Here is a 22,472-nt window from a genome sequence, read left to right on the forward strand (position 1 = left end):
GTAGCCGTTTTGAATGTGACAATTTTGTCATATTGCTGTCACGTTGAGAGATGTTAAGAGACAAAGAGCTCATTTATAATCAAATATTGAAGGAGACAAAGGAGTGACTTACTGATGTCAAACACAATCTTAGAGGTAAAGGATCTTCAAAAGGAGTATACAGGAGAGTTTACTTACAAAGCATTAAAAGGTATTGATTTTCATTTAGATAAAAATGAGTTTGTTGCAGTAATGGGTCCTTCCGGTAGTGGTAAAACAACATTCCTTAACTGCATTTCAACAATTGATCACCCAACTAAAGGTTCTGTTACGATTAATTTAAAAAAACCTTACCAATTAAATGATGATGATTTAGCAAAGTTTCGTCGTAAAGAATTAGGATTTGTATTCCAAGACTTTAACTTGGTCCATACCTTAACGGTAGAGGAAAATATTTTATTACCTTTAACGCTCGATTCTATAAACGTTAAGGAAATGTATAACCGCCTAGAGAAAGTTACAGTCTTTTTGGGGATTAAAGAGATTTTAAAAAAGCGTACATTTGAAATTTCAGGAGGACAGAAACAGCGTGTTGCAATTGCACGAGCTGTTATTCATGAACCAAGTTTATTATTGGCTGATGAGCCAACTGGAAACCTGGATTCTAAAGCGGCAAATGATGTTATGACATTATTTGAATCAATTAACAAAACCTTTAACACGGCTATTTTAATGGTGACGCATGATGCCTATGTTGCTAGTTTTGCACATCGCGTGATCTTTATAAAAGACGGTATTCTTTATAATGAGGTGCATCGAGGCAATAATAAACAGAAGTTTTATCAAGAAATTATGGACACACTTGCATTTTTAGGCGGTGGACAACATGAGTTTTAATCATATTGTCCTTCAAAACATTTTGCGCGATAAATGGACATATATTTCCTATTTTTTAAGCAGTGTATTTTCCATTTTGATATTTTTCTTATTTTCGATTGTAGCATTTCATCCAATGCTGGCGATCATTCAAAAAGAAAGCACACTTAGTCTTGTAATGATACTTACGAGCTTTATTGTGTATATTTTTTCATTCGTTTTCATCATTTATTCGATGTTTTCGTTTTTGAAAAAGAAAACGAAAAGTTTTGGCATTTTTATGATTACTGGAGCATCTATGAAGCAAGTGCGTAAGATGGTGTTCAGAGAAAATATGCTTATTGCTGGTGTAGCAATTCTAACAGCGATTGTGCTTGGGCTTGTAATCGCCCCTTTGTTTTTAATGGTCACCAAAAGAGTGTTACAGGCTGATAGCTTTGGTATGTATATACCAATACAAGCTATCGCGTTAACGATTGCTCTATTTACAATGTTATTCTTTATCGTTTCTAAATTTATAACACGTTTTATTAACAAAGAAGAAGCTGTTCATCTGTTAAAAGCAGATGTAACACAGGAAAAGTTAATAGCGCCTGCACCATGGAAGTTGTTACTATCCGTAATAACGAGCGGATTCTTAGTACTATCGCTCATATTAGAAATGAATTGGGTTGAATCATCTGGAACGCTCTATTACATTTTACTATTTGTTAGTTCGCTATTAGCCATTTATTTTATTATAACGCAAGGAATGCTGTTATCGATTCGTGTATTACAAAAACGATCGTCGTATTACAAAAAAACAAATATGCTTTACGTTTCGAACATAAAGGCTAAAGGACGCTCACATTCCCATCTTATCTATTTATTAACAGTCTTGTTGCTAGGTGTGTTTGTATGTACAAATGTACTGTACAGTTCCTATTACAATATAGATACGAGAGTAGAATCAATAGCGCCGTACAGCTTCGAATACATCTCACTCTCAGGAAATGCACCGGAAGTTGAAAAGGAAGATATTGCATTTATTGAAAAGACATTAGCAAACCAAGGTAAATACGATGCATATTATTCTGCATTTAAAACAGATAAAAGGCATAATATCGGTTTTATGTCGGTTTCAAATTATAATGCACTTGGCTTTCATAAGGCGATTTCACTAAAGGATGATGAGTACTATGTTGCAGCAGGAATTCCAGATACCCTTCCAAGTACGGAATTTATTCATGACTACCCGTTTGGAAACCTTAAATATGCGGGCCTTGAGAAACGAAATATTTTAACTTCAGGTTTTCGAAAAGTGTACTATATCGTCCCAGATGCGGTTTATGAAACAATCGATTATCCCGTATTGAAAGTATTTGCTTATAAGGTTGAGAATTGGATTGAAAAACTTGACCTACCTGAAACCATTTTCTCTAAAATTACCACGATACAGAATGAGCACCTAATTCTTTCAAAAATTAATTTATACAATACGGAGAAATCTACTGTTAGTCTCTTATTCTTTATCGGTTTCATGCTGAGCCTTATCTTCTTAAGCGCGGCAATGAGCATTCTTTATTTCTACCTGCAAATGTCATTTGAAGGAGAGAAAGAAAAATATGCAGGAATCCGAAAACTTGGCTTTTCTGTGAAAGAACTAGCTTCTGTTGTGACCAAGAAGTTAGCGACACTAATTTTTATCCCGTTTACACTTGCATCTATTCTTCTATGTGGAATAGCGCTTGGAATGCGTAACCATTTTTCATCAGCATTTTATGGAGTCACAGCAATAGGGGTAGGAATATTTTTATTGCTATTTGTCATAAGCTTTTTCATCATTCGACGAAGTTATTTGAAAAAACTTATGAATTAACAATGCATGATTCTAATAACATAGATACTTCATCTAAAAGTAACATAGAAAGTATACCTAAAATTATACTTTTCAAGAGGTTCTTTTCATTGCAAAAGAACCTCTTGGATAAATAATAGATACTCTTACTATAGAAACTTTATAAAAGTATATTGTTTATGTAAGAAAACAATATAGTGTTTCTAGAAGACTAATAGTATTTGAGTAACATAGAAAGTGGAGGTTTTATATTTTATGAGGTTAAATGCTTTTCAATTAAAGATTTTTGCAATGATTCTTATGGTCATTGACCACGTGTATACTTACATTCCAGGTATGCCAATGTGGATGCATCATCCAGGACGTATTGTATCACCAATTTTCTTCTATTTTGTAGTGGAAGGATTCTTCTATACGCGTAACCGTACAAAATATGCTACGCGTGTATTTATGTGGGCAGCGATTATGTTTGCAGGATCAACGTTAATTCAGTATATATTCCCAAGAGAAAATGTACTAGGCTATAATATTTTCTTGTCACTTGGGTTTGGAATAGTTTTATTATGTGCGATTGATTATACAAAGCGTACGAAGAACTATTTAATAGGAATTCCAGCTGTTATGATTGCGGCAGTGGCAGGAATGCTTACAGAGGCAAACTTATATGGAGTAGGAATGACTTTAATTTTCTACTTCTTTAGAGAGAAAAAATCTTGGTTAATTATCACATATACTTTACTTTCATTAATGGACGTTCCAGGTTTAATTATGAGTGGAGAAATTTTCACGGATATGGGACTATTCGGTTACAATAACCAAGGGCTGATGATATTTGCATTACCATTCTTCTTCTTATATAACGGGGAGCGTGGTTTAAATAATGCATTCACCAAATATATGTTTTATATTTTCTATCCAGTTCACTTATGGATTATCTATACAATTGGATATTTCATGAGTAAATAAAGACAAAAGCTTTGCATAGTATGCAAAGCTTTCTCTTTTATTCTAGTATCCTATCATCACTTCACCAAAAACTTGGCCTTTTAGCATGAACACAACTTTGTATACAAGGCATACTTTTATGACAATATCTTTATATTATGTCTCTCCTAACTTTTCTTTCACTTTTGCAGGGAGTCTATTTTCCTTAACCTCTTATCAAGATTTCACGTCTTTTTCCTTAGAATAGTATATACATAAAAACGCGTCCTTAAGAAGATTTTTGTTTGCTTTAAATTCCAGTGTTTTCTCTGTATTTTCCTCGTTAAATTCAGATAATTTAGATTTAAACTCTTTTCTTATTAATTCATCATCTATAGATTTTGCAATCCCTTCTTTCCCATCTGTTGTAATTCTAACATAATATTTATCTGTTCCAATACGGTTTAAATTTCAACCTGTTAACACTATTACTTGATTTTTTATATTTTAGTGTCAGGAAAAATCAAAAATAAAAAAGAATTTGTCAAACAGTTACTATGCGGTCTGTAATAATAACCCAGTCAACTACCCCTTGTATTTATATTTCCTTCGTCTGAATACATTTAAACTTGTTCTGTGTTAAATAAGACAGCTATCTACACACTCGCGTTTTATGCACATGATATAAGCGATATTTTTTATATTACAAAAATGTAAGGTGTTTGTAACATTCACAGATGTTAGTTTATGTCGAAAAGGCGCAAAATAAGAAAAGGAAAAACAAGTATAGGAGGTATATGAATATGCAAAAACCTGTTGTAGACGTAAAAAGTGTTAAGAAAGTATATGGTAAAAAAGGTGAAAATCAATCATACGCATTAAAAGGTGTTTCATTCTCAATCAAAAAAGGTGAGTTTGTTGGGATTATGGGACCATCTGGATCAGGGAAAACAACATTATTAAACGTCATTTCTACATTAGATAACGCGACGGATGGCACAATTGAAATTGATGGAAATGATATTACAAAAATGAAGCAGAGTGAACTCTCAGATTTCCGCTCACAAAAGCTCGGATTTATTTTTCAAGATTTTAACCTATTAGAAAACTTATCAATCTACGAAAATATTGCATTACCACTTTCGCTACAAGGTGTACCTTCACGAAAGATTGGACCGAAAGTCGAAAAAGTAGCGGAAATGTTAGGGATTTCAGCGTTACTTCAGAAGTATCCTTCAGAAGTGTCTGGTGGACAAAAACAACGTTCTGCCGCAGCGCGTGCACTTGTTCATGAGCCAGCGATTATTTTAGGCGATGAGCCAACTGGAGCGCTAGATTCTAAAAACGCAACCAGTCTTTTGGAAGCAATGAAGAGTTTAAACGAAGAACAGGATGTTTCAATTATGATGGTTACACATGATCCATTTAGTGCGAGTTACTGTCAACGTATTTTATTTATTCAAGATGGGGAGCTGTATAAAGAACTTCGCCGCACAACAAATCGTGAAATGTTCTATAAAGAAATTTTAAATGTACTTGCTGACCTAGGTACAAACAAAGCATAAGAAAGGAAGTTGTAATGTGTTGTTCAAACTTTCCATGTCAGGACTGAAAAGTAAACTAAAAGATTACATTGTCTTATTAGTCGGCCTTATTATGTCCATTTCAATCTTTTATATGTTTCAAACATTAGCATTAAATAAAGCATTCATTGAAGCGAATTCTGTTATTAAGTCAATTGGATTTGTGTTCCATGCTGGTTCAGTTTTATTAGCCATTATCACATTCTTCTATATCTTGTATGCAAACTCTTTCTTATTGTCACTTCGTCAAAAAGAATTTGGTATGTATATGATGTTGGGAGCAAAGAAACATAAAGTTACACTACTTATGTTTCTTGAAACAATTGTCTTAGGTGCCGCATCACTTGTAGTCGGGGTTGCTGTTGGTATAGGGCTTGCACAGTTAATTGGTAAATTACTGATGCAGCAACTTGATTTTGCAGCACCTGGATACCATGCATTTTATATTCCATCTACGATTGTTACTTGTATTTTCTTCCTTGCATTATTTGTGCTATCAGCAATTATGAATAGTATTAAGTTATCACGTATTACAGTTCTGCAACTTGTCCATGCAGATTCAAAAACAGAACGTGTTTCTGTGAAAGGTGCGAAAACTATTTTCTTTGCTGTCATTGGTATTATTTTATTAGCAATCGGTTATGCTTCTATGATTTATATGGAAAAATTAAGAGAAATAGGAATCATAATCGCATTAATTACTGTAACGTCTGGAACTTACATGTTATTTGGAACGTTCCTACCTCTGTTTATTAAAAAGCTGAAAAGTAATAAAAACCGTACTGAAAAAGGACTGAATGCTTTTACATTTGCGCAGTTAAACTTCCGTATTAATAGCTTAACAAAAGTACTAGCAACAGTAGCGATGCTAGTTGCGCTGGGAGCTGGTGCAATTTCTGGTGGTATGGCATTCAAAAATAACATTATGCTGACTGTAGATGATTTTTCAATTTATGATGTTACGATTCACAACCCAACAGCTGAAGAAAAGAAGATTTTAGACGGTATTACATTTAAAGAGAAAGGCGAATACCGTTATAAGACTGATGATAAATATGTTTATTATCTAAAAGAAGATTTAGAGAAAAATCCTCCGTTCATAATGGATTTTAATAGTATTAAAGAAAGAAAAGTGAAAAAAGCTTCTGAAGAATTACCGGTAGGAGCGATTTCAAGATTCAGCCAAGAAAAGTCTGATAATGTAATTCCACAAGAATGGGATGTTGCTTTCGGTTCGCTTGAACCATTGTATGTACACCCTGATCAAACAATTAAAATTGTCGATCAAAAAATGTATGTTGGTTTAAAAGGAGCAGAGGGCGCTGTAGTCATTGGGAAAACAGATGATTTTTTAACATACAAGAAAGAATGGAAAAAAATCGACAAGTTGCAGCAAGCTAAATATAAAAATGTAAAAGCTGAAATGATGCATAGTAAGTATCAATCTTATGAAATGAACTATGGTATTGCCAGTGGAACAGTCTTCATGGGCTTCTTCCTCGGAATTGCTTTCTTAGCAATGATGGCAAGTTGTTTAATGTTTAAAATTCTATCCGGTGCATCAAGCGATATTACACGTTATCAAATGCTACGTAAAATTGGTGTTCGCCGTGAATTATTAACAAGATCAATTTATAAAGAGTTATTCTTAGTATTCTTATTTCCGGCAATTGTCGGGATTGCACATGTATTAGTTGGTATGAATATCTTCTCGTTCATATTGGCTGATCCATATTTCAAAATTTGGTTCCCAATTGCCATTTTCGTAGTCATTTACGCGACTTACTATTTCATTACAGTGCAATTATATAAAGGAATTGTCCTTTCAAAAGAAGACTGAGAACTAAAAACTACTCTTGCATTGCTAAACTAAAAATATAGCAGTATATATTGTAGTCTTAGCAAACACATTGTATTTACTATTACGTATATAAAAAGGAGACAAGAAAAAATGAAAAAATTAGTAGGAATCGGATTAGCAGCAGCAATTTCATTCGGAGCATTATCAGGTTGTTCTTTAATAGGAGAGAAATCAAATGGTTTGGTAGTATACGGAACAGAACAACAAGTTCAACAATTAGCAGATCTGAAGAAAAATGATGTAAAAGAAAAAGATGTGTATAAAATGAAACTTGCAACATTAGAAGACAAAAAAGTACTTGTAATGGATAAAAAAACTGGTGAAGAGCTAGTGAAAAAAGAGCTACTTAAGAAAGTAGAAAAAGATGATAATACAAAAGCAATTGATAAATTACCAGCTGTAACAGCGGATCAAGGTGTATTATTTACGAAAGAAAAAGTAGAAAACATGACAATTGACGGCGTTAAATTAAAATACGAAGGTAACACAATCATCGGTAATGGTCGCTCTTATGCAGATATGTTTGCAATCGTAGATGATGTTGCATATAACAAAGTAAAAGGAGAAGAAAAATCTGTAGGTGTATTAGAGTTTGATAAAGACCCTAATAATGAAATGCAAGATACTAAAATCAAGGTAGAAGAAGTACAACTTGTTAAAATCAAAAAATAAGTCATACGTTGAAAAAAGCTTTGTGAAATTCACAAAGCTTTTTTCTCTACTCATAAGCTATCTACTAATGTCGTGAAGGTGTGTTTTATGTTAATTGGTTGGCGGGGGGCATTTATAGAACTTCATATTAGCAATAAACACATAAATCTTAAAAATAAATTAAACTTTTCCTCTAAATCACTAAATAATGTAACGAATTCCCCGAAAGAAGTGCGAAGGGCGAAGAACGATAGGTGTAAGATAAATACGAAGTTGTGGTCGATAAAATTGGAAAATCGCTGATAAAATTTTGGGGAATGTGGTATTCGTTTCTGTTAATAGATTTCAAACTTTCCACATTTACAAAAAAGTTTGACTTTACATACGGGCAGTGGTAATTTAAAACTTATAAGAAAACTCGGGATTAATTCCGAGTTTTCTTATGGGTATAAACAGTTCGAGGGGGCCGAAAGATGAAACGGAAGTTATTTGCATTACCATTTGTCCTAATACTACTTATTGCATTAGCGGCTTGTTCTGGGGAAAAAGATTCTTCGAAGAAAGCGGGCACTAGTAAATCAGGGAATCCGAAAGACGGAGGAACGTTAACGATAGGTGTTAGCGATAATCCTGATACGATGAATCCGCTCTATGCGAACGATCGTGTGTCATTAACGATACAGCAAGCTTTATATGCGCCGCTATATCACATGGAAGACGGTAAGAAAAAGTTTGTTCTTGCTGAGAGCTTTACGCCTTCAGAAGATCAATTAACGTGGACGTTGAAATTAAAAGATAATTTAAAATGGCATGATGGTAAGAAAATTACATCAGACGATATAGCATTTACATTCCAATCTATTTTAGATGAGAAGCAAAATAGCTCAAGTCGTGAAAACTTTATTTTTAAAGGAAAGCCGCTTGAGGTGAAAAAAGTAGATGAGTTAACAACTCAATTCGTTTTACCACAAGTAAGTGCATCTTTCGAAGGGGTTATGAATGATTTCTTCCCAATTCCGAAACATGTATTTAAAGGTGAAGCAGATTTAGTGAAGAGTAAGAAAAACTTACAGCCTGTAGGATCAGGTCCGTTTAAATTAAAAGAATTCAAATCAGATGAATACGTTGCGTTAGAGCGATTCGATGATTATTTCGCTGGTAAAGCGAAATTAGATTCTATCGTATACCGCGTTGTAAAAGACCGTAATACAGCAAATGTTTCCCTGCAAAATGGTCAAATCAATATGAAGATGATTGAGCCGCAAGATTTTAAGAAATTAGATAGCACTGGGAACTTCTCAATGGTGACATTCCCTGAAGGTAGATTATTCTACTTAGCTTATAACTTTAATACAGACCTTATGAAGAAAAAAGAAGTGCGCCAAGCAATTGCGCATGCATTAGATAAGAAAGAAATGATTAACTCAGCATTCGTTTCTAGTCAATTTGCTGAACCAGCAAATTCGATCTTAACACCAGACGCTATGTATTATGCGAAAGATATAAAAGAGTATAAGTATGATCAAAAAGAAGCGAAAGATTTATTAGCAAAAGCTGGTGTGAAAGATAAAGAAAAAGTACGCGTGATGTATGTAACGAATAATAAAATTATGGAAAGTTTAGCGCTATATACACAACAAAAATTACAAGAAATTGGCTTACAAGTTGAACTGAATGCATTAGATGCTAGTGCGGCAAGTGAAAAAGGATTAGATAAAGAGAATAAAGACTATGACATTACATTTGGTGGTTACATTATGGGACCTGAGCCAGATTCATATAAGAGCCTATTCTTAAGTAATGCTGAATATAATTATGCGCGTTATAAAAATGCTGATTTCGATAAATTATGGGAAGAAGCTGCGGTTGAAACAGATAAAACAAAACGAGCAGAGCTATACCATAAAATTCAAGAGACAGCGAGAGAAGACTTACCTTATCTACCAATCGCATATCCGAAAGCGGTTATTGCAGTAGATAAAAAGTTTGATGGATTAAAAGAAGCGAAAGCAATTCCTGTCACAATGTTTGAAGATCTATCTAAGATTTATGAAGTGAAATAAGAAACAGTAAAGAAGCTGGTAGAAATCAGCTTCTTTATCCCGCTTTAACGGGCAGTAAGACTCCCGCCTCAAAACTCGACGAATGCGAGGAAGTAGGGCGGGAGTCGTCGGATTGTCCGTTAAAGCCTAATTGGTGCAGGCTGATTAAAGTTTCACTTTATCCTGAGGGGGGAAGTTTGTGTATAAAGTAATTGCGAAGAGGCTTTTAAATGCAATTCCGCTTTTATTTGTTATTTCTATTATTTCTTTTCTATTAATAAAATTAGCGCCAGGGGATCCGGTTCGAAACTTTGTTACGCCGAATATGAGTCCAATTGATGTGGAGCGTATTCGCAAAAGTTTAGGGTTAGATCAACCCATTTACGTGCAGTATTTTTTATGGTTAAAAAATATTTTAACAGGTAACTTTGGTTACTCACTTCAAAATCATCGTCCTGTTTTGGAACTTATCACAGAAAGATTACCTGCAACAATTGGGTTAATGGGATCATCTTTACTCGTCTCATTCGTAATCGCAATACCACTTGGACTATTTACAGGTGTGAAAAAGAATTCATTTTTTGACCGCATTGTAAACTTTATTTCATACGTTGGTATTTCTATGCCGGTTTTCTGGTTTGCATTACTATTAGTCTACTTATTCTCTTTAAAATTGAATCTGCTTCCGAGTATGGGTATGCGTACAGTTGGACAAGATTCCTTCTTGGATATTGTGCAGCACGGCATTTTACCTTGTACAGTACTTGCGTTCCAAAACGTCTCTGTGTATATGAGATATATTCGTTCGAGCACAATTCAGCAATTAGAAGAAGATTACGTACAAATTCAATATGCGTACGGCGCTTCAAAGAAAACAGTTTTATTTAATCACGTACTTCGAAATGTATTAATACCGATCATTACAATTTTCGGATTATCAATTCCAAGTTTAGTAGGTGGAGCGTTTATTACAGAAACAGTATTCTCATGGCCAGGACTCGGTTCACTCGGGGTAAATGCTATTTTTAGATTTGATTATCCAATTATTATGGCAATTACATTACTATCATCATTCATGTTAATTCTCGGTAACTTAATTGCTGATATTTTATATGGCGTAGTAGATCCGCGCATTCGAATGAGGGGGTGAGTTGGAATGAATAATAGGAGATTTCAAACGATAAAAAATAGTTTTACGAAAAATAAGTTCGTTGCAATGGGAGTTATCATACTTGCGGTTTTAACGATCGCATCGCTTTTTGCATTCGTATCACCGTACGATCCTAGTAAAATGTCGATTCCAGATCGCTTACAAGAACCGAGTATGAGTCATCCGTTCGGAACGGATGATTACGGAAGGGATTACTTAACGAGAGCGTTATATGGCGGACGAGTTTCGCTTGCGGTTGGTTTCCTTGCGATGGTTGTGTCCATTACAATCGGTACCGCAGTTGGAGCAATTAGCGGATATTTTGGCGGAAAGTTAGACAACTTTTTAATGCGAGTTGTTGAAGTACTGATGTCAATTCCATCATTCTTTTTAATGCTACTATTAAATGCGTATTTAAAACCAGGGATTACGACGTTAGTTCTTATTATCGGATTACTAACATGGATGGACACCGCGCGTATTGTAAGGGCAGAAACGTTATCTGTAAAAGAGCGTGAGTACGTTTTATACGCAAAAGTATCAGGACAAAAATCACTCATGATTATTATAAGACATATCATTCCGAACATTTTATCAACCATTATAATAGCCGCGACATTAACAATTGCGACATCGATTTTAATGGAATCATCACTTAGCTTCTTAGGTTTAGGTATTAGAGAACCAGATTCTTCTTGGGGCAGCATGCTAAACAATGCGCAAGGCTATATTGGTGAAGCTTGGTATTTAACACTCTTCCCAGGATTCCTTATCCTTTTAACGGTACTAAGTTTTAACGTAATTGGTGAAGCGCTTAAGAAAGCTTTCGCACCAAAAGGAGCTGGACATGAAAACTAACGTGTTAAGTGAAAGGAGTGAGAAGCGTGTTTGAAAAACTACTAGAAGTGAAAAATTTAAAGACTTCTTTTTTCATAGAAAGCGGCGAAGTTGAAGCGGTTCGCGGCGTTACATTTCGTTTAAATAAAGGAGAAGTAGTTGGTATCGTTGGGGAGTCTGGAAGCGGAAAGAGTGTAATGGCAAAGTCCGTTATGTCTCTCGTTACGTCACCAGGGAAAGTGAAAGAAGGAGAGATTCTTTTTCATAATGAAAACATCCTTTCTAAATCTGAAAAAGAATTGCGTTCTATTCGAGGAAATCAAATTTCACTTATCTCTCAAGATCCAATGTCGGCGCTAAATCCAGTCGTGAAAATTGGGAAGCAAATGACGGAAGTAATTATACGTCATCAAAAAGTAAAAAAGAAAGAAGCACAAAATATTGCCGTCAACTTGTTAAAACAAGTCGGTCTCTCTTCACCAGAAGAAAGGGTAAAACAATATCCGCATGAACTAAGCGGCGGTATGAAGCAGCGGGTTATGATCGCAATGGCGATGTCTTGTAATCCAGACCTTCTCATTGCGGACGAACCGACGACAGCGCTTGATGTAACGATACAAGCACAAATACTAGATTTAATGAAAAACTTAAAGAACGAAACGAATATGGCGTTACTTCTTATTACGCATGACTTAGGAATTGTTGCGCAAAACTGTACACGAGTTATCGTTATGTACGGCGGGCTTATTATGGAAGAAGGACCTGTACTTGATATATTCCAATTACCGAATCACCCATATACGAAAGGGTTATTAAACTCTCTGCCAAAAATATCGAACGGCGTAAAAGAAAGGTTAGCGCCAATTCAAGGTGTAACACCAAACTTACTACATCCGCCAAAAGGTTGTCCATTCGCAGAGCGTTGCCCACATAAAATAGACATTTGTGAAAAAGAACGTCCGCCATATTTTGAAATCGGAAACGAAAGACGTTCCATGTGCTGGCTAAACGATAGGGTGGTAGGTGATTCCCATGCATGAAGAAAACTTAATTGAAGTTCGGAACTTAAAAAAGTATTTTCCTATTAAAAAAGGACTATTCGGCAGAAAAACAGAGCAATTAAAAGCAGTCGATGACCTTAGCTTCACAATTAAAAAGGGTGAAACATTCGGATTAGTAGGAGAATCTGGCTGCGGAAAATCAACGACAGGAAGAAGCATCATCCGTTTACACGATGTCACTTCAGGGAACATCCTATTCGACGGAAAAGACATCGCGGATCTAAAAGAAAGTGAACTAAAAGAATATAGAAAACGAATGCAAATCATTTTCCAAGATCCATACGCGTCATTAAATCCGACGATGAACGTGTTCCAAATTATTAGCGAGCCGATGAACATTCACGGATCTTACGCAAAAGAAGAACAAAAAGAAATCATATTAGACCTGCTGAAAAAGGTAGGTTTAAAAGAAGAACACTTATATCGCTACCCGCACGAATTTAGCGGAGGACAAAGACAGCGCATTAGCATCGCACGCGCACTATCTGTAAAACCAGATTTCATCCTATGTGACGAACCAATTTCAGCACTTGATGTCTCAGTCCAAGCACAAGTCGTAAACATGCTGCAAGACATCCAAGAAGAAACAGGCGTCACATACTTATTCATCGCACATGACCTCTCCATGGTAAGACACATATCAGATAGAATCGGAGTCATGTACTTAGGAAACATAGTAGAAATTGCCGACAGCGAAGACCTATACACAAAAACGGCACATCCATACACACAAGCACTACTCTCATCCATGCCAGAACCAGATCCAACAAACACTGGCAAAGAACGGATCATCCTAGAGGGAGAAGTACCAAGCCCACTCAACTCACCATCCGGCTGCAAATTCAGAACGCGCTGCAAATTCGCCACTGAAAAATGCGCACAGGAAGTACCGAAGATGGTCGAGATTGCGAAGGGGCATGAGGTGGCTTGTCATTTGTTTTAGATTTGAGGAAAAGCATTGGGGGGACCTGGTGCTTTTTTGTTCCTGGATTTTAGATTCTTTTATTTACAATGTTTTGAATGTATACTTTTGTTTCGTGAATTGAGGATTTCAGGTTATTTAGTGAGGAGTCAATGATTTAGTGGTAATGAAAGTAAACTAATATTTAAAAGTTTGCTTTCAAAAATAAACAATAAAAAACAGTATTGATTTTTGAACTGACCCCATAAAGTTAGACATGTTATTTCATTAAGCGGCTGTTAGGGCGTGAGTTCGGTATTGTACCGGACTCACGCCCTTTAATTTCGCCTTAATTCGTTTGTGATTATAATAATCGATATATTTTTCAAGTTCTTGTTTAAAGTGTTCTATACTCTCAAAATCTTTGAGATAAAGAAATTCAGATTTCATAATACCAAAAAAACTTTCAATAACCGCATTATCGTAACAGTTCCCTTTGCGAGACATACTTTGAGTAATTTTATGTTCTTGTAGGGCATGACGATACTTCTTCATTTGATAATGCCAACCTTGATCCGAGTGAATCAAGAGTTCATCTTCTTTTGTTAATCGTTGAAAGGACTTCTCTAACATTTTCGAAACAAGTGAATAGGTTGGTTTTGAACCGATTGTATAAGTAATAATCTCCCCGTTAAATAAATCTAACATCGGTGATAGATAGAGCTTCTCGCCGAATAATTTAAATTCTGTTATGTCTGTAACCCACTTTTCGTTAGGCTTTTCAGCTATAAAGTTACGTTCTAAAATATTTGGCGCAATCTTACCTACTTTCCCTTTATAAGAGCGATATTTTTTCATACGAACTAGGCTTTTCAAACCTAATTCTTTCATGATTCGCTGAACTTTTTATGGTTGACTTTGTGTCCTTGATTCGTCAATTCATCACGAATACGACGGTATCCATAGCGACCTTCGTGCTCGTCATAAATCGTTGAATTAGGTTTTTTAATTCTCTATCTTTATCTGGGCGATTAAAGTTTTTTACCCAGTAATAGTACGTGCTGCGTGGAATCTCTGCTAATTTCAGAAGTGCTTTCACCGAAAAATCGTTCCTCAGTTCATAGACTACTTGTGATTTGTCTTGTTTGGTGATTTTTCCTGTTTTGAACTAAGGCATTCAACTTTTTTAGATAAGCATTCTCCATACGTAAACGCTCTAACTCAGCTTGTAACTCCTCGACTGATCCTTCAGCTGGTGTTTGATTTTGGATTGATTTTGGATTTTTTTTGGTCATGGATAGACGCCCCTTCTTCTTTGATGCAAGGGCGTCTATTCCTTGTGTACGTAATTGAGTGCGCCATTTTCTAATAAGTGCAGGTGAAGAAATATTAAAAATAACGGCTGTTTCATTTGGAGACGTCCCATTCTCATTCATATAATTAAGTACGTCTAGTTTATACTCCATGGAATAGGATGTATAGCCTTTTTTAAATGCATGTATTCCGTGAGATTCAAATTGCTTTACCCACATTCGAACGACTTCATAATTCGCACCAAATGATTTCGCAATATCCCATATACTTTCATTTCCATTTTGATAACGTATTACAGCATTTATTTTCTGTTCTGAATTAAATTTAGTCATAAAAAACTGCACCTCCAATTGTTAGACGGTGTCTAACAATTGGGGTGCAGTTCATTTTATACACCACTGTTTTTTATTGTAAGTGAATTATTTATATTCCTGTCTATATAATTTAAACGAATAAATAGCTCCAACGAAGAATACAAAGGCTTCGAATAATATAAAGATTTGACGGAAAGTCTCAATATCTTTACCAACTAAAGAAATAAATATAGCATTCATTAGAACTTGAGTAGTAAACATACGAGAAGTAATTTTTAAATAAATAGCATTTGTTCTTTCATCTGGTCTACCAATTTTCTTGTAGATGATAATAAGTGCAATTACTGAACTTAAAAATAGAATCGTTGTAAGTCCTACAACGATATTGAAATTGTCTGTGCTTTCTAACATCCATTTGTTTAATAGATCAATCATTATTATCTTCCTTTCCTACATAAGAGAATATTTCGTTTATATCAACTTCAAAATAATTTGCTATTCGATATGCTAACACTAGTGAAGGAGAGTAATTATTCTTTTCCATAACAAATATTGTTTGTTTAGAAACCCCAACAGCATCAGCTAAATCTTTTTGTGACATTCTTTTTAATACCCTATATTCATAGACTTTATTTGTTATAGAGTCACCATGTTTTTCCTTCATAGTTAACACCTTCCTTTCTTAAGACTTATATTAAACTTATTTCACAAAAAAGTAAAGTTTAATTATACAAAAGATAAAAATTTATATACAAATTAAAAGAAAACCTATATATTTATTGAATGTAAACTAATAATAAAAAGTTTGCTTTCATATTAGAAAAGGTTAGTCCCTCACTCCACTCCAGCTAAAAACCTCACACCCAAAAACAAAGGGGAACTCAATTGTTCAAACTCATATAAAGTTTCAATCTTGTCTAAGCATCCATTAGGATATACAATTGATCATCTATTTTTCTTTACATAATCTCCAGATACAGTCCATATCAACTATAGATTCTTGTCTTATGCTAAATGTAATCAAAAAGCAAGTAGATAAAGATAATGACTAAAACATTAACTCTAGATACTTTTTTGATGAATATTACAAATAAACAGGAGGTAATGAAAGATGTTTAAAACATTATTAGCAGGAGCACTTTTAAGTACAGGATTGGTAGCGGGAGGTGCAGATGATGCGAAAATGGACAATTTAAAGTCAAATGAAAATAATTCAAATCAAGTAATTACACAGAGTGCAGATGGAACAACGTCTTTCTCACAAAACTTTGATGCACCTAAAGATGCAGTGCCAGCAACTCCTAAAGGAGACGTAAAAACTGTTGAAAGAACAGAAGGTACAGGTTCTCAAGAAGGAAAAATGGTAACAACAAAAGAAGGTATAGATTCTCAACCTGGATTTGAAATGGGAGCCCCTGAAAAACCAGAACATGCAAAAACTGTTGAAAGAACAGAGGGTACAGACTCTCAAGAAGGAAAAATGGTACCAGCAAAAGAAGGAAATTAAATAATATATAGTTATAACGAGGAGCATCCAAAAAGTGGTGCTCTTTTTATATTATAGGGATTAACTAGTTTTACTGAATATAGAACTGGAGGAGGAATTGAGGCTAGAACATGGGGGATTATCTCTTCAAATCATGGTGTTTGGAGTAATAGTTTTGGTGGTAACGTTACAATACAAACATTTTATTAGAGATTTTCTAAATTTACATACACTCTAGATAGACTACATATCAACTTCAGATACTTGTTTTATGATTCAAGTAATCAAACAAAAGGAGGGCAATACAAAATGATTAAAACAGTATTAACAGGGCACTCTTTTAAGTACAGGAGATTATTAGCTGGTGGAGCAAATGTTGAAGATGTACAGACAGATAACCATATTCCATATGAACAAAATGAATTGCAGCAAATTCTAGAAAATTACGATTCGAAGAAGTTTGAGTTATAAAAAGAAAATAGATAAATATAGTGAAAATAGATAAATTAACAAGAGAAAAGTACTTTGTGTATATCATAGGTGATTTTTATTTTCATTTGGATATAGGACTTGAATCAAACTTTTATACTAAAATATATACGGCAAAAAGGGGGGAGCACATTGCACAAAATTATTTATGGAATATTAATTTTAATTTATACTTTGTATTCATTTTTTGTAAGTGATGGAAGTGAAGTAAGGTTTATTATGCTGTTAACTATAGTACTTATCTTTTCGGTGGTTTTAGAAAAAGGAAATGCAAACAAAACGACTGATTAAAGGTCGTTTTGTTTGCATCTTTTTAATTGGCTATTACAGTCCAGATGTTTTAGGGATAGCACCAAATCGCCATCAAGCTTAAAGAACGATTTATCGCCAAACAATAAAAATGAGCTTTTTATTACAAGTTAGCACCAAATTTCGTTTTTGGGACACTATTAAATTTTTAGTTGATGAAAACACCCGCCTAAAATAGAAAACTTTTAACCTATTATCATTTATTCCGTAGCTTTTAAGGTATTTAACACGACTTTGGTTGCGTCTGCAATAAGTTTATCATCGTATTCAGCATCTTCTTTATCATGATTAGAAAGTATAGCAAGAACAATCGGCTTTTTATTTGGTGGCCAAATAATTGCGATATCATTTCTTGTTCCGTAAGATCCCGCGCCTGTTTTATCAGCTACTTCCCATCCTTTTGGTACACCCGCGCGAATCAATTTATCTCCAGTTGTATTTCTCTTCATCCAATCTACTAATAGTTCGCGTTTTTCTATTGGAAGTGCAGTTCCTAATGTAAATGATTGAAGTGTCGTAGCTATCGCTTCTGGTGTACTGGTATCGTGTGTTTCTCCTGGATGCACTTCATTTAATTCAGGTTCAAATCGTTCTGAAGTAGTAACAGTATCTCCCATTTCTCTCAAGATTTTTTCAAATTCAGAGGGACCTCCTAACTGTTTAAGAATCAAATTATGTGCTGTGCTGTCACTATATCGAACAGAAGCATCTGCAAGTTCTTTTAACGTCATTCCTGTATCAACATGCTTTTCAGTAATTGGATTATAATTAGAAAGATCTTCATGAGTATACGTAATCCTTTGATCAAGAGCTTCTAATGAGTTCTTGCGTAAAAGAGCGCCCACAGCTAATGATTTAGATGTGGATGCAAATGCAAAACGATCATCTGAATGATAAGCAACAGTTTGATTCGTACCTGTGTCCAGTGCATAAATACCAAGCTTAGCATCATATTCTTTTTCAAGTTTAGCAAAAGATTGATTACCTGTATTTTCTTGTTTAATTTGATTAGCTTGATTCGTTTGTTTAGGTAATTCAGATTGAGTGTTACTATTGGAACAGCCTATAAGTGATACACATGAAAGTAATACTACAGGCACAATCTTTTTGTAATGTAAAATGTTAAAGAACTTGTTTAAAACGAACATAAATTTTCAACCTCTTTCAAGAATATATGGATTTTGTCTAGGTATTCTAAATACCAATGCAATTAAAGATGGTATAGGGGAACAATACTACTGCAGCTAAAATCTCACAGGTTAAATGACATTCAAAACGTTTATATGATTGATAAGTCACGGTTTGGGTTGTTTCTTTTTTATTTCCACTTGTAATGGTTCACCTGTGAAAGTATTAAACTTGTAATACTTAACCGTAGTATTACGATGCATATTTTTCACTTTTTGGGATAATAAGTCCTTTCATTTTTTTGTAATACATAAAAATAGATGTCAAACGGGATATGTTGTATCCAATCTGGACAACTCATATTAGAAATACACTTATTAGACACTCTAAGTAATAAATTTGTTCCACTTTAAGATGAGGGAGAATTTGGGGTTTGTAAAATAACAATGGAACTACGTGTTTTTTCGTCATACAAAAACCTCTACTTATATGTAGAGGTTTTTAAATTATATATTAATGAATTATGCTTTTTTAGATAAAGCAAATCAAGTTCAGGTAAATGAAGAACATAGAATACATAATTTTTAACTAGATTTATTATTAGCTAGTTTATCTCCACCACCAAGCTCCGCCTCAATCTGCGAAGTCTTTGATGACTCATCCATACGCCAATACGTAATAAAGCTGATCGCGATACATCCAGCTACGTAGAAGTAGAATAGTGATTCCATTCCGATACTCTTTAGCCATAATGCGATGAACTCAGCTGTTCCGCCGAATATGGCAACTGTTAGTGCATATGGCAAACCTACGCCAAGTGCGCGGATTTCAGTTGGGAAGAGTTCGGCTTTTACAATTGCGTTAATGGAAGTGTAACCAGTAACGATAATAAGACCGACCATCATAAGTAAAAATGCTATAATTGGTTCTGTCGTTTTTTCCATAAAGAAGAAGATTGGTGCTGTGAGTAAAGTTCCAAGAATACCGAAAGCCATTAATAGTGGGCGGCGTCCAATTTTATCGGATAGTAGCCCTGCAATTGGTTGAAGTACGACGAAAATAAGTAGTGCGACAAAGTTAATCCAGCTTACAACTTCTTTCGGAAGACCGACTGTGTTTACCATGAATTTTTGTAAATATGTTGTGTACGTATAAAATGCAACAGTGCCTCCTAAAGTTAGGCCGACTACTGTTAATACTGCTTTCGGATGTTTCATAAGAGCGCTAATGGTTCCTGCGCTTTCGCGTTTTTGCGATTTTATGTTTGCAAACTGCTCCGATTCATCCATCGTGCGGCGAAGCCATAATACAGCTACAGCGCCCATCGCTCCAATAATGAATGGAATACGCCATCCCCAAGCTTTCATATCTGGTTCGCTTAGTAATTGCTGAAGAACAATTTGAACGCCTAATGCAACCATCTGTCCAGCAACGAGCGTTACATATTGAAAGCTTGAATAAAAGCCACGACGTCCGCTACTAGCCATTTCAGATAAATATGTCGCTGAAGTTCCGTATTCTCCGCCAAGTGATAATCCTTGAAGTAAACGGGCAAGCACTAAAATAATTGGTGCCATAATACCGATGCTTTCGTAACTAGGCGTACAGGCGATAATCAAAGAACCACTCGCCATAATTGTAATCGAAAGAGTTAATGCCGCCCGGCGACCGTGTCGATCGGCATAACGTCCCATTAGTAAACTTCCGATAGGGCGCATTAAAAATCCAACTGCGAAAATAGCCGCTGTGTTCAGTAATTGGCTTGTTGAATCTCCTTTAGGAAAGAACTCTGCTGAAAAATAAACAGCAAAAGCAGAGTAAACGTACCAGTCGTACCATTCAATTAAATTGCCGACGGAACCTTTGAAGATATTGCCGGCGACTCGGTTCGATTTTGTTTGAGCCATAGTAATTCCTCCTCGTGCTTATAAATAAAAGTTATATATGAAAGCGCGTTCATTGTAGTTAAATTGTACTGTTCTTGAATAGAAATCTCAATATTATGACAATTTTATTCTTTTTGTACTTTATGTACATGGAGATTTTTAATAGTTGCTTCATTTTCAGTTTTGTCATAATAATAGAAAAAGGAGATTGATATTTTTGAATATTTTATCAAAGGATATGAAGCATGAAAAAATCACGTAAAGTGTCATTACAAACGAAAATATTAAGTTTAATTATTACATTAATTTTATTTGTCGTTCTCCTTTTAGCGGGAATATTTGTTTATATGCAGTCTGTTGATACGAAGCGTCAAGTGGAACAGTTATCGTTGCAAACGGCTAAATCTCTTTCTTTTATGCCAGCTATAAAAGAAGCTTTTCAATATAACGAGCATAAAAGTACCATTCAATCAATTGCGGAACAAGTTCGCGAGCAAGCTGGTGCAGATTATGTAATTGTCGAAGATCGCTATGGAGTTATGTATTCGCATTCTAATTCGGATTTGATTGGTACGAAGAGCGACAATCCATATAACTATGAAGCACTTACTTTTGGAGGATATTATACGCTTGAAGGGAAGGGCGAAAGCGGTCCGGCTTTAATGGCGAAGGCGCCAATTATTGTTCATAACGGAGACTACGATCAAGTCGTAGGTGTCGTTACAGTAGAGTTTTTAATAAAAGGTATTGAATCTAACATATTGAATCGAACGAAAGAAATTATACTCTTTTCCGTAGCGGTTTTACTAGTTGGAATCGTTGGTGGTATCCTTTTAGCGCGTAGTATTCGCAAAGATACACTCGGCTTGGAACCAAATGAAATAGCAGCGTTATACAGGGAACGAAGCGCGATACTACTATCTATAAAAGAAGGAATTATCGCCATTGATCAAAACGGTTTTATTACTATGATGAATACGTCTGCAGAAGAGATGTTACATGTAAATGGTGATTATATGCATCCGCACATTTCAAAAGTTTTACCGGATTTTAATATGGAGAGAGTGCTAGAAAACGACCAAGAAATAGCGTTTCAAGATAAAGTGTTTATTTTAAACATGACACCGATACTCGAAAATAACAGTACCGTAGGCGTGGTATGTAGTTTTAGAGATAAAACGGAATTGCAAAACCTAGTTAATACGATTTCTGAGGTGAGAAAGTATTCTGAGGATTTACGCGCTCAAACACATGAATTTACAAATAAGCTTTTCGTGTTATCTGGTTTATTGCAGTTAGGGCACTACAGAGAAGCGATTGAATTTATCCAACAAGAATCTAATATTCATCAAAGCCAAAATCATATTTTATTCCATCAAATTCATGATGCGAAAGTACAAGCTATTTTATTAGGAAAACTCGGAACAGCATCCGAGAAGAAAATCGATTTTCATATTGAAGGAGATAGCACACTTCATCCGTTACCAGACCATATAAAAGTTTCGCACCTTATTACGATTGTTGGAAATATTATCGACAATGCGTTTGATGCGGTGAGTACACAAGAGGAGAAGAATGTTTCATTTTTTGTTACTGACATTGGACACGATATTGTGTTTGAAGTAATAGATAGCGGAGTAGGAGTATCAGTAGAAAAAATCACGACTATTTTTCAAAAAGGATTTTCAACGAAAGGAACAAATCGTGGTTACGGGCTAGCAAACGTGAAAGAAATGGTAGATCTACTAGGGGGAACAATTGAAATTCAGAATGAAAAAAATGGGGGAGCTATTTTTACAATTTACCTTCCGAAAACATTGAGAGAAAGTAAATGACAAACAGGG

General features: G+C 34.9%; 21 protein-coding genes and 1 pseudogene. 15 read left to right on the forward strand and 7 right to left on the reverse strand.

Annotation, left to right across the window (positions count from 1 at the left end):
• Window positions 1-114: 114 nt before the first annotated feature.
• The 3 genes from DJ93_RS17440 to DJ93_RS17450 all read left to right on the forward strand — a co-directional run bounded on the left by DJ93_RS17440 (window position 115) and on the right by DJ93_RS17450 (window position 3,658).
• On the forward strand, window positions 115-876 hold the full coding sequence (locus tag DJ93_RS17440) for an ABC transporter ATP-binding protein (protein WP_042982198.1): 762 nt from the start codon (window positions 115-117) through the stop codon (window positions 874-876).
• On the forward strand, window positions 866-2,713 hold the full coding sequence (locus DJ93_RS17445) for an FtsX-like permease family protein (protein WP_042982199.1): 1,848 nt from the start codon (window positions 866-868) through the stop codon (window positions 2,711-2,713). Before DJ93_RS17440 ends, DJ93_RS17445 begins: the two co-directional genes overlap by 11 nt.
• Window positions 2,714-2,947: 234 nt before the next feature.
• Entirely contained in the window at window positions 2,948-3,658 is a 711-nt protein-coding gene (locus DJ93_RS17450) for a TraX family protein (protein WP_042982200.1), read from the forward strand.
• Between the two features lie 195 nt (window positions 3,659-3,853).
• Here the strand turns inward: DJ93_RS17450 and DJ93_RS30785 are convergent, their stop codons facing one another.
• Window positions 3,854-4,075: a DUF1093 domain-containing protein gene (locus DJ93_RS30785; RefSeq protein ID WP_080743693.1), complete on the reverse strand. Its 222-nt coding sequence runs from the start codon at window positions 4,073-4,075 to the stop codon at window positions 3,854-3,856.
• Window positions 4,076-4,419: 344 nt separating this feature from the next.
• On the opposite strand from DJ93_RS30785, the gene DJ93_RS17455 reads away from it, so the two are divergent.
• The 8 genes from DJ93_RS17455 (at window position 4,420) to DJ93_RS17490 (ending at window position 13,744) form a co-directional block, all read left to right on the forward strand.
• Complete coding sequence (locus DJ93_RS17455; protein ID WP_042982202.1) at window positions 4,420-5,181, forward strand: ABC transporter ATP-binding protein; 762 nt, start codon at window positions 4,420-4,422, stop codon at window positions 5,179-5,181.
• A gap of 16 nt (window positions 5,182-5,197) precedes the next feature.
• The gene (locus tag DJ93_RS17460) at window positions 5,198-7,039 is read left to right on the forward strand and encodes an FtsX-like permease family protein (protein ID WP_042982203.1); all 1,842 of its coding nucleotides are present in this window, start codon (window positions 5,198-5,200) and stop codon (window positions 7,037-7,039) included.
• Between the two features lie 111 nt (window positions 7,040-7,150).
• The gene (locus DJ93_RS17465; protein WP_042982205.1) at window positions 7,151-7,732 is read left to right on the forward strand and encodes a lipoprotein BA_5634 family protein; all 582 of its coding nucleotides are present in this window, start codon (window positions 7,151-7,153) and stop codon (window positions 7,730-7,732) included.
• 452 nt (window positions 7,733-8,184) lie between these two features.
• The gene (locus tag DJ93_RS17470) at window positions 8,185-9,774 is read left to right on the forward strand and encodes an ABC transporter substrate-binding protein (RefSeq protein ID WP_042982206.1); all 1,590 of its coding nucleotides are present in this window, start codon (window positions 8,185-8,187) and stop codon (window positions 9,772-9,774) included.
• 178 nt (window positions 9,775-9,952) lie between these two features.
• Complete coding sequence (locus DJ93_RS17475) at window positions 9,953-10,903, forward strand: ABC transporter permease (protein ID WP_042982208.1); 951 nt, start codon at window positions 9,953-9,955, stop codon at window positions 10,901-10,903.
• A 6-nt stretch (window positions 10,904-10,909) separates the two neighbouring features.
• Window positions 10,910-11,761: an ABC transporter permease gene (locus DJ93_RS17480; RefSeq protein ID WP_042982209.1), complete on the forward strand. Its 852-nt coding sequence runs from the start codon at window positions 10,910-10,912 to the stop codon at window positions 11,759-11,761.
• A gap of 26 nt (window positions 11,762-11,787) precedes the next feature.
• Window positions 11,788-12,780 (forward strand): ABC transporter ATP-binding protein, encoded by a 993-nt coding sequence (locus tag DJ93_RS17485; protein WP_042982212.1) that lies wholly within the window; start codon window positions 11,788-11,790, stop codon window positions 12,778-12,780.
• Entirely contained in the window at window positions 12,773-13,744 is a 972-nt protein-coding gene (locus tag DJ93_RS17490; RefSeq protein WP_042982213.1) for an ABC transporter ATP-binding protein, read from the forward strand. The genes DJ93_RS17485 and DJ93_RS17490 overlap by 8 nt, the downstream gene beginning before the upstream one ends.
• A 246-nt stretch (window positions 13,745-13,990) precedes the next feature.
• Here DJ93_RS17490 and DJ93_RS30790 read toward each other — a convergent pair.
• The 3 genes and pseudogenes from DJ93_RS30790 to DJ93_RS17510 all read right to left on the reverse strand — a co-directional run bounded on the left by DJ93_RS30790 (window position 13,991) and on the right by DJ93_RS17510 (window position 15,994).
• Window positions 13,991-15,348, reverse strand: a pseudogene (locus tag DJ93_RS30790) (IS3 family transposase).
• An 87-nt stretch (window positions 15,349-15,435) separates the two neighbouring features.
• Window positions 15,436-15,765: a hypothetical protein gene (locus DJ93_RS17505; RefSeq protein WP_042982218.1), complete on the reverse strand. Its 330-nt coding sequence runs from the start codon at window positions 15,763-15,765 to the stop codon at window positions 15,436-15,438.
• Window positions 15,758-15,994, reverse strand: coding sequence for a helix-turn-helix transcriptional regulator (locus DJ93_RS17510; protein ID WP_000659766.1), 237 nt, complete (start codon window positions 15,992-15,994; stop codon window positions 15,758-15,760). Before DJ93_RS17510 ends, DJ93_RS17505 begins: the two co-directional genes overlap by 8 nt.
• A 447-nt stretch (window positions 15,995-16,441) precedes the next feature.
• On the opposite strand from DJ93_RS17510, the gene DJ93_RS17515 reads away from it, so the two are divergent.
• From DJ93_RS17515 to DJ93_RS33235, 3 genes are all read left to right on the forward strand, one after another.
• The gene (locus DJ93_RS17515) at window positions 16,442-16,837 is read left to right on the forward strand and encodes a hypothetical protein (RefSeq protein WP_042982220.1); all 396 of its coding nucleotides are present in this window, start codon (window positions 16,442-16,444) and stop codon (window positions 16,835-16,837) included.
• A 288-nt stretch (window positions 16,838-17,125) separates the two neighbouring features.
• A complete protein-coding gene (locus DJ93_RS33230; RefSeq protein WP_181969235.1) occupies window positions 17,126-17,287 on the forward strand; it encodes a hypothetical protein in 162 nt (53 codons plus the stop codon).
• 150 nt (window positions 17,288-17,437) lie between these two features.
• Complete coding sequence (locus DJ93_RS33235) at window positions 17,438-17,596, forward strand: hypothetical protein (RefSeq protein WP_000548946.1); 159 nt, start codon at window positions 17,438-17,440, stop codon at window positions 17,594-17,596.
• A gap of 218 nt (window positions 17,597-17,814) precedes the next feature.
• Here the strand turns inward: DJ93_RS33235 and blaIII are convergent, their stop codons facing one another.
• The 3 genes from blaIII to DJ93_RS34830 form a co-directional block, all read right to left on the reverse strand.
• Window positions 17,815-18,762 (reverse strand): class A beta-lactamase BlaIII, encoded by a 948-nt coding sequence (gene blaIII, locus DJ93_RS17520; RefSeq protein ID WP_042982221.1) that lies wholly within the window; start codon window positions 18,760-18,762, stop codon window positions 17,815-17,817.
• A 564-nt stretch (window positions 18,763-19,326) separates the two neighbouring features.
• Complete coding sequence (locus DJ93_RS17525) at window positions 19,327-20,613, reverse strand: MFS transporter (protein ID WP_374937180.1); 1,287 nt, start codon at window positions 20,611-20,613, stop codon at window positions 19,327-19,329.
• Window positions 20,582-20,671, reverse strand: a complete 90-nt coding sequence (locus DJ93_RS34830; protein WP_374937179.1) for a cation-transporting P-type ATPase — start codon at window positions 20,669-20,671, stop codon at window positions 20,582-20,584. The genes DJ93_RS17525 and DJ93_RS34830 overlap by 32 nt, the downstream gene beginning before the upstream one ends.
• Window positions 20,672-20,873: 202 nt before the next feature.
• Here DJ93_RS34830 and DJ93_RS17530 point away from each other — a divergent pair, with 202 nt between their 5' ends.
• Complete coding sequence (locus DJ93_RS17530; protein WP_042982224.1) at window positions 20,874-22,463, forward strand: ATP-binding protein; 1,590 nt, start codon at window positions 20,874-20,876, stop codon at window positions 22,461-22,463.
• Window positions 22,464-22,472 lie beyond the last annotated feature (9 nt).

Origin of the sequence: Bacillus clarus, assembly GCF_000746925.1 — a bacterium.
Taxonomy (GTDB): domain Bacteria; phylum Bacillota; class Bacilli; order Bacillales; family Bacillaceae_G; genus Bacillus_A; species Bacillus_A clarus.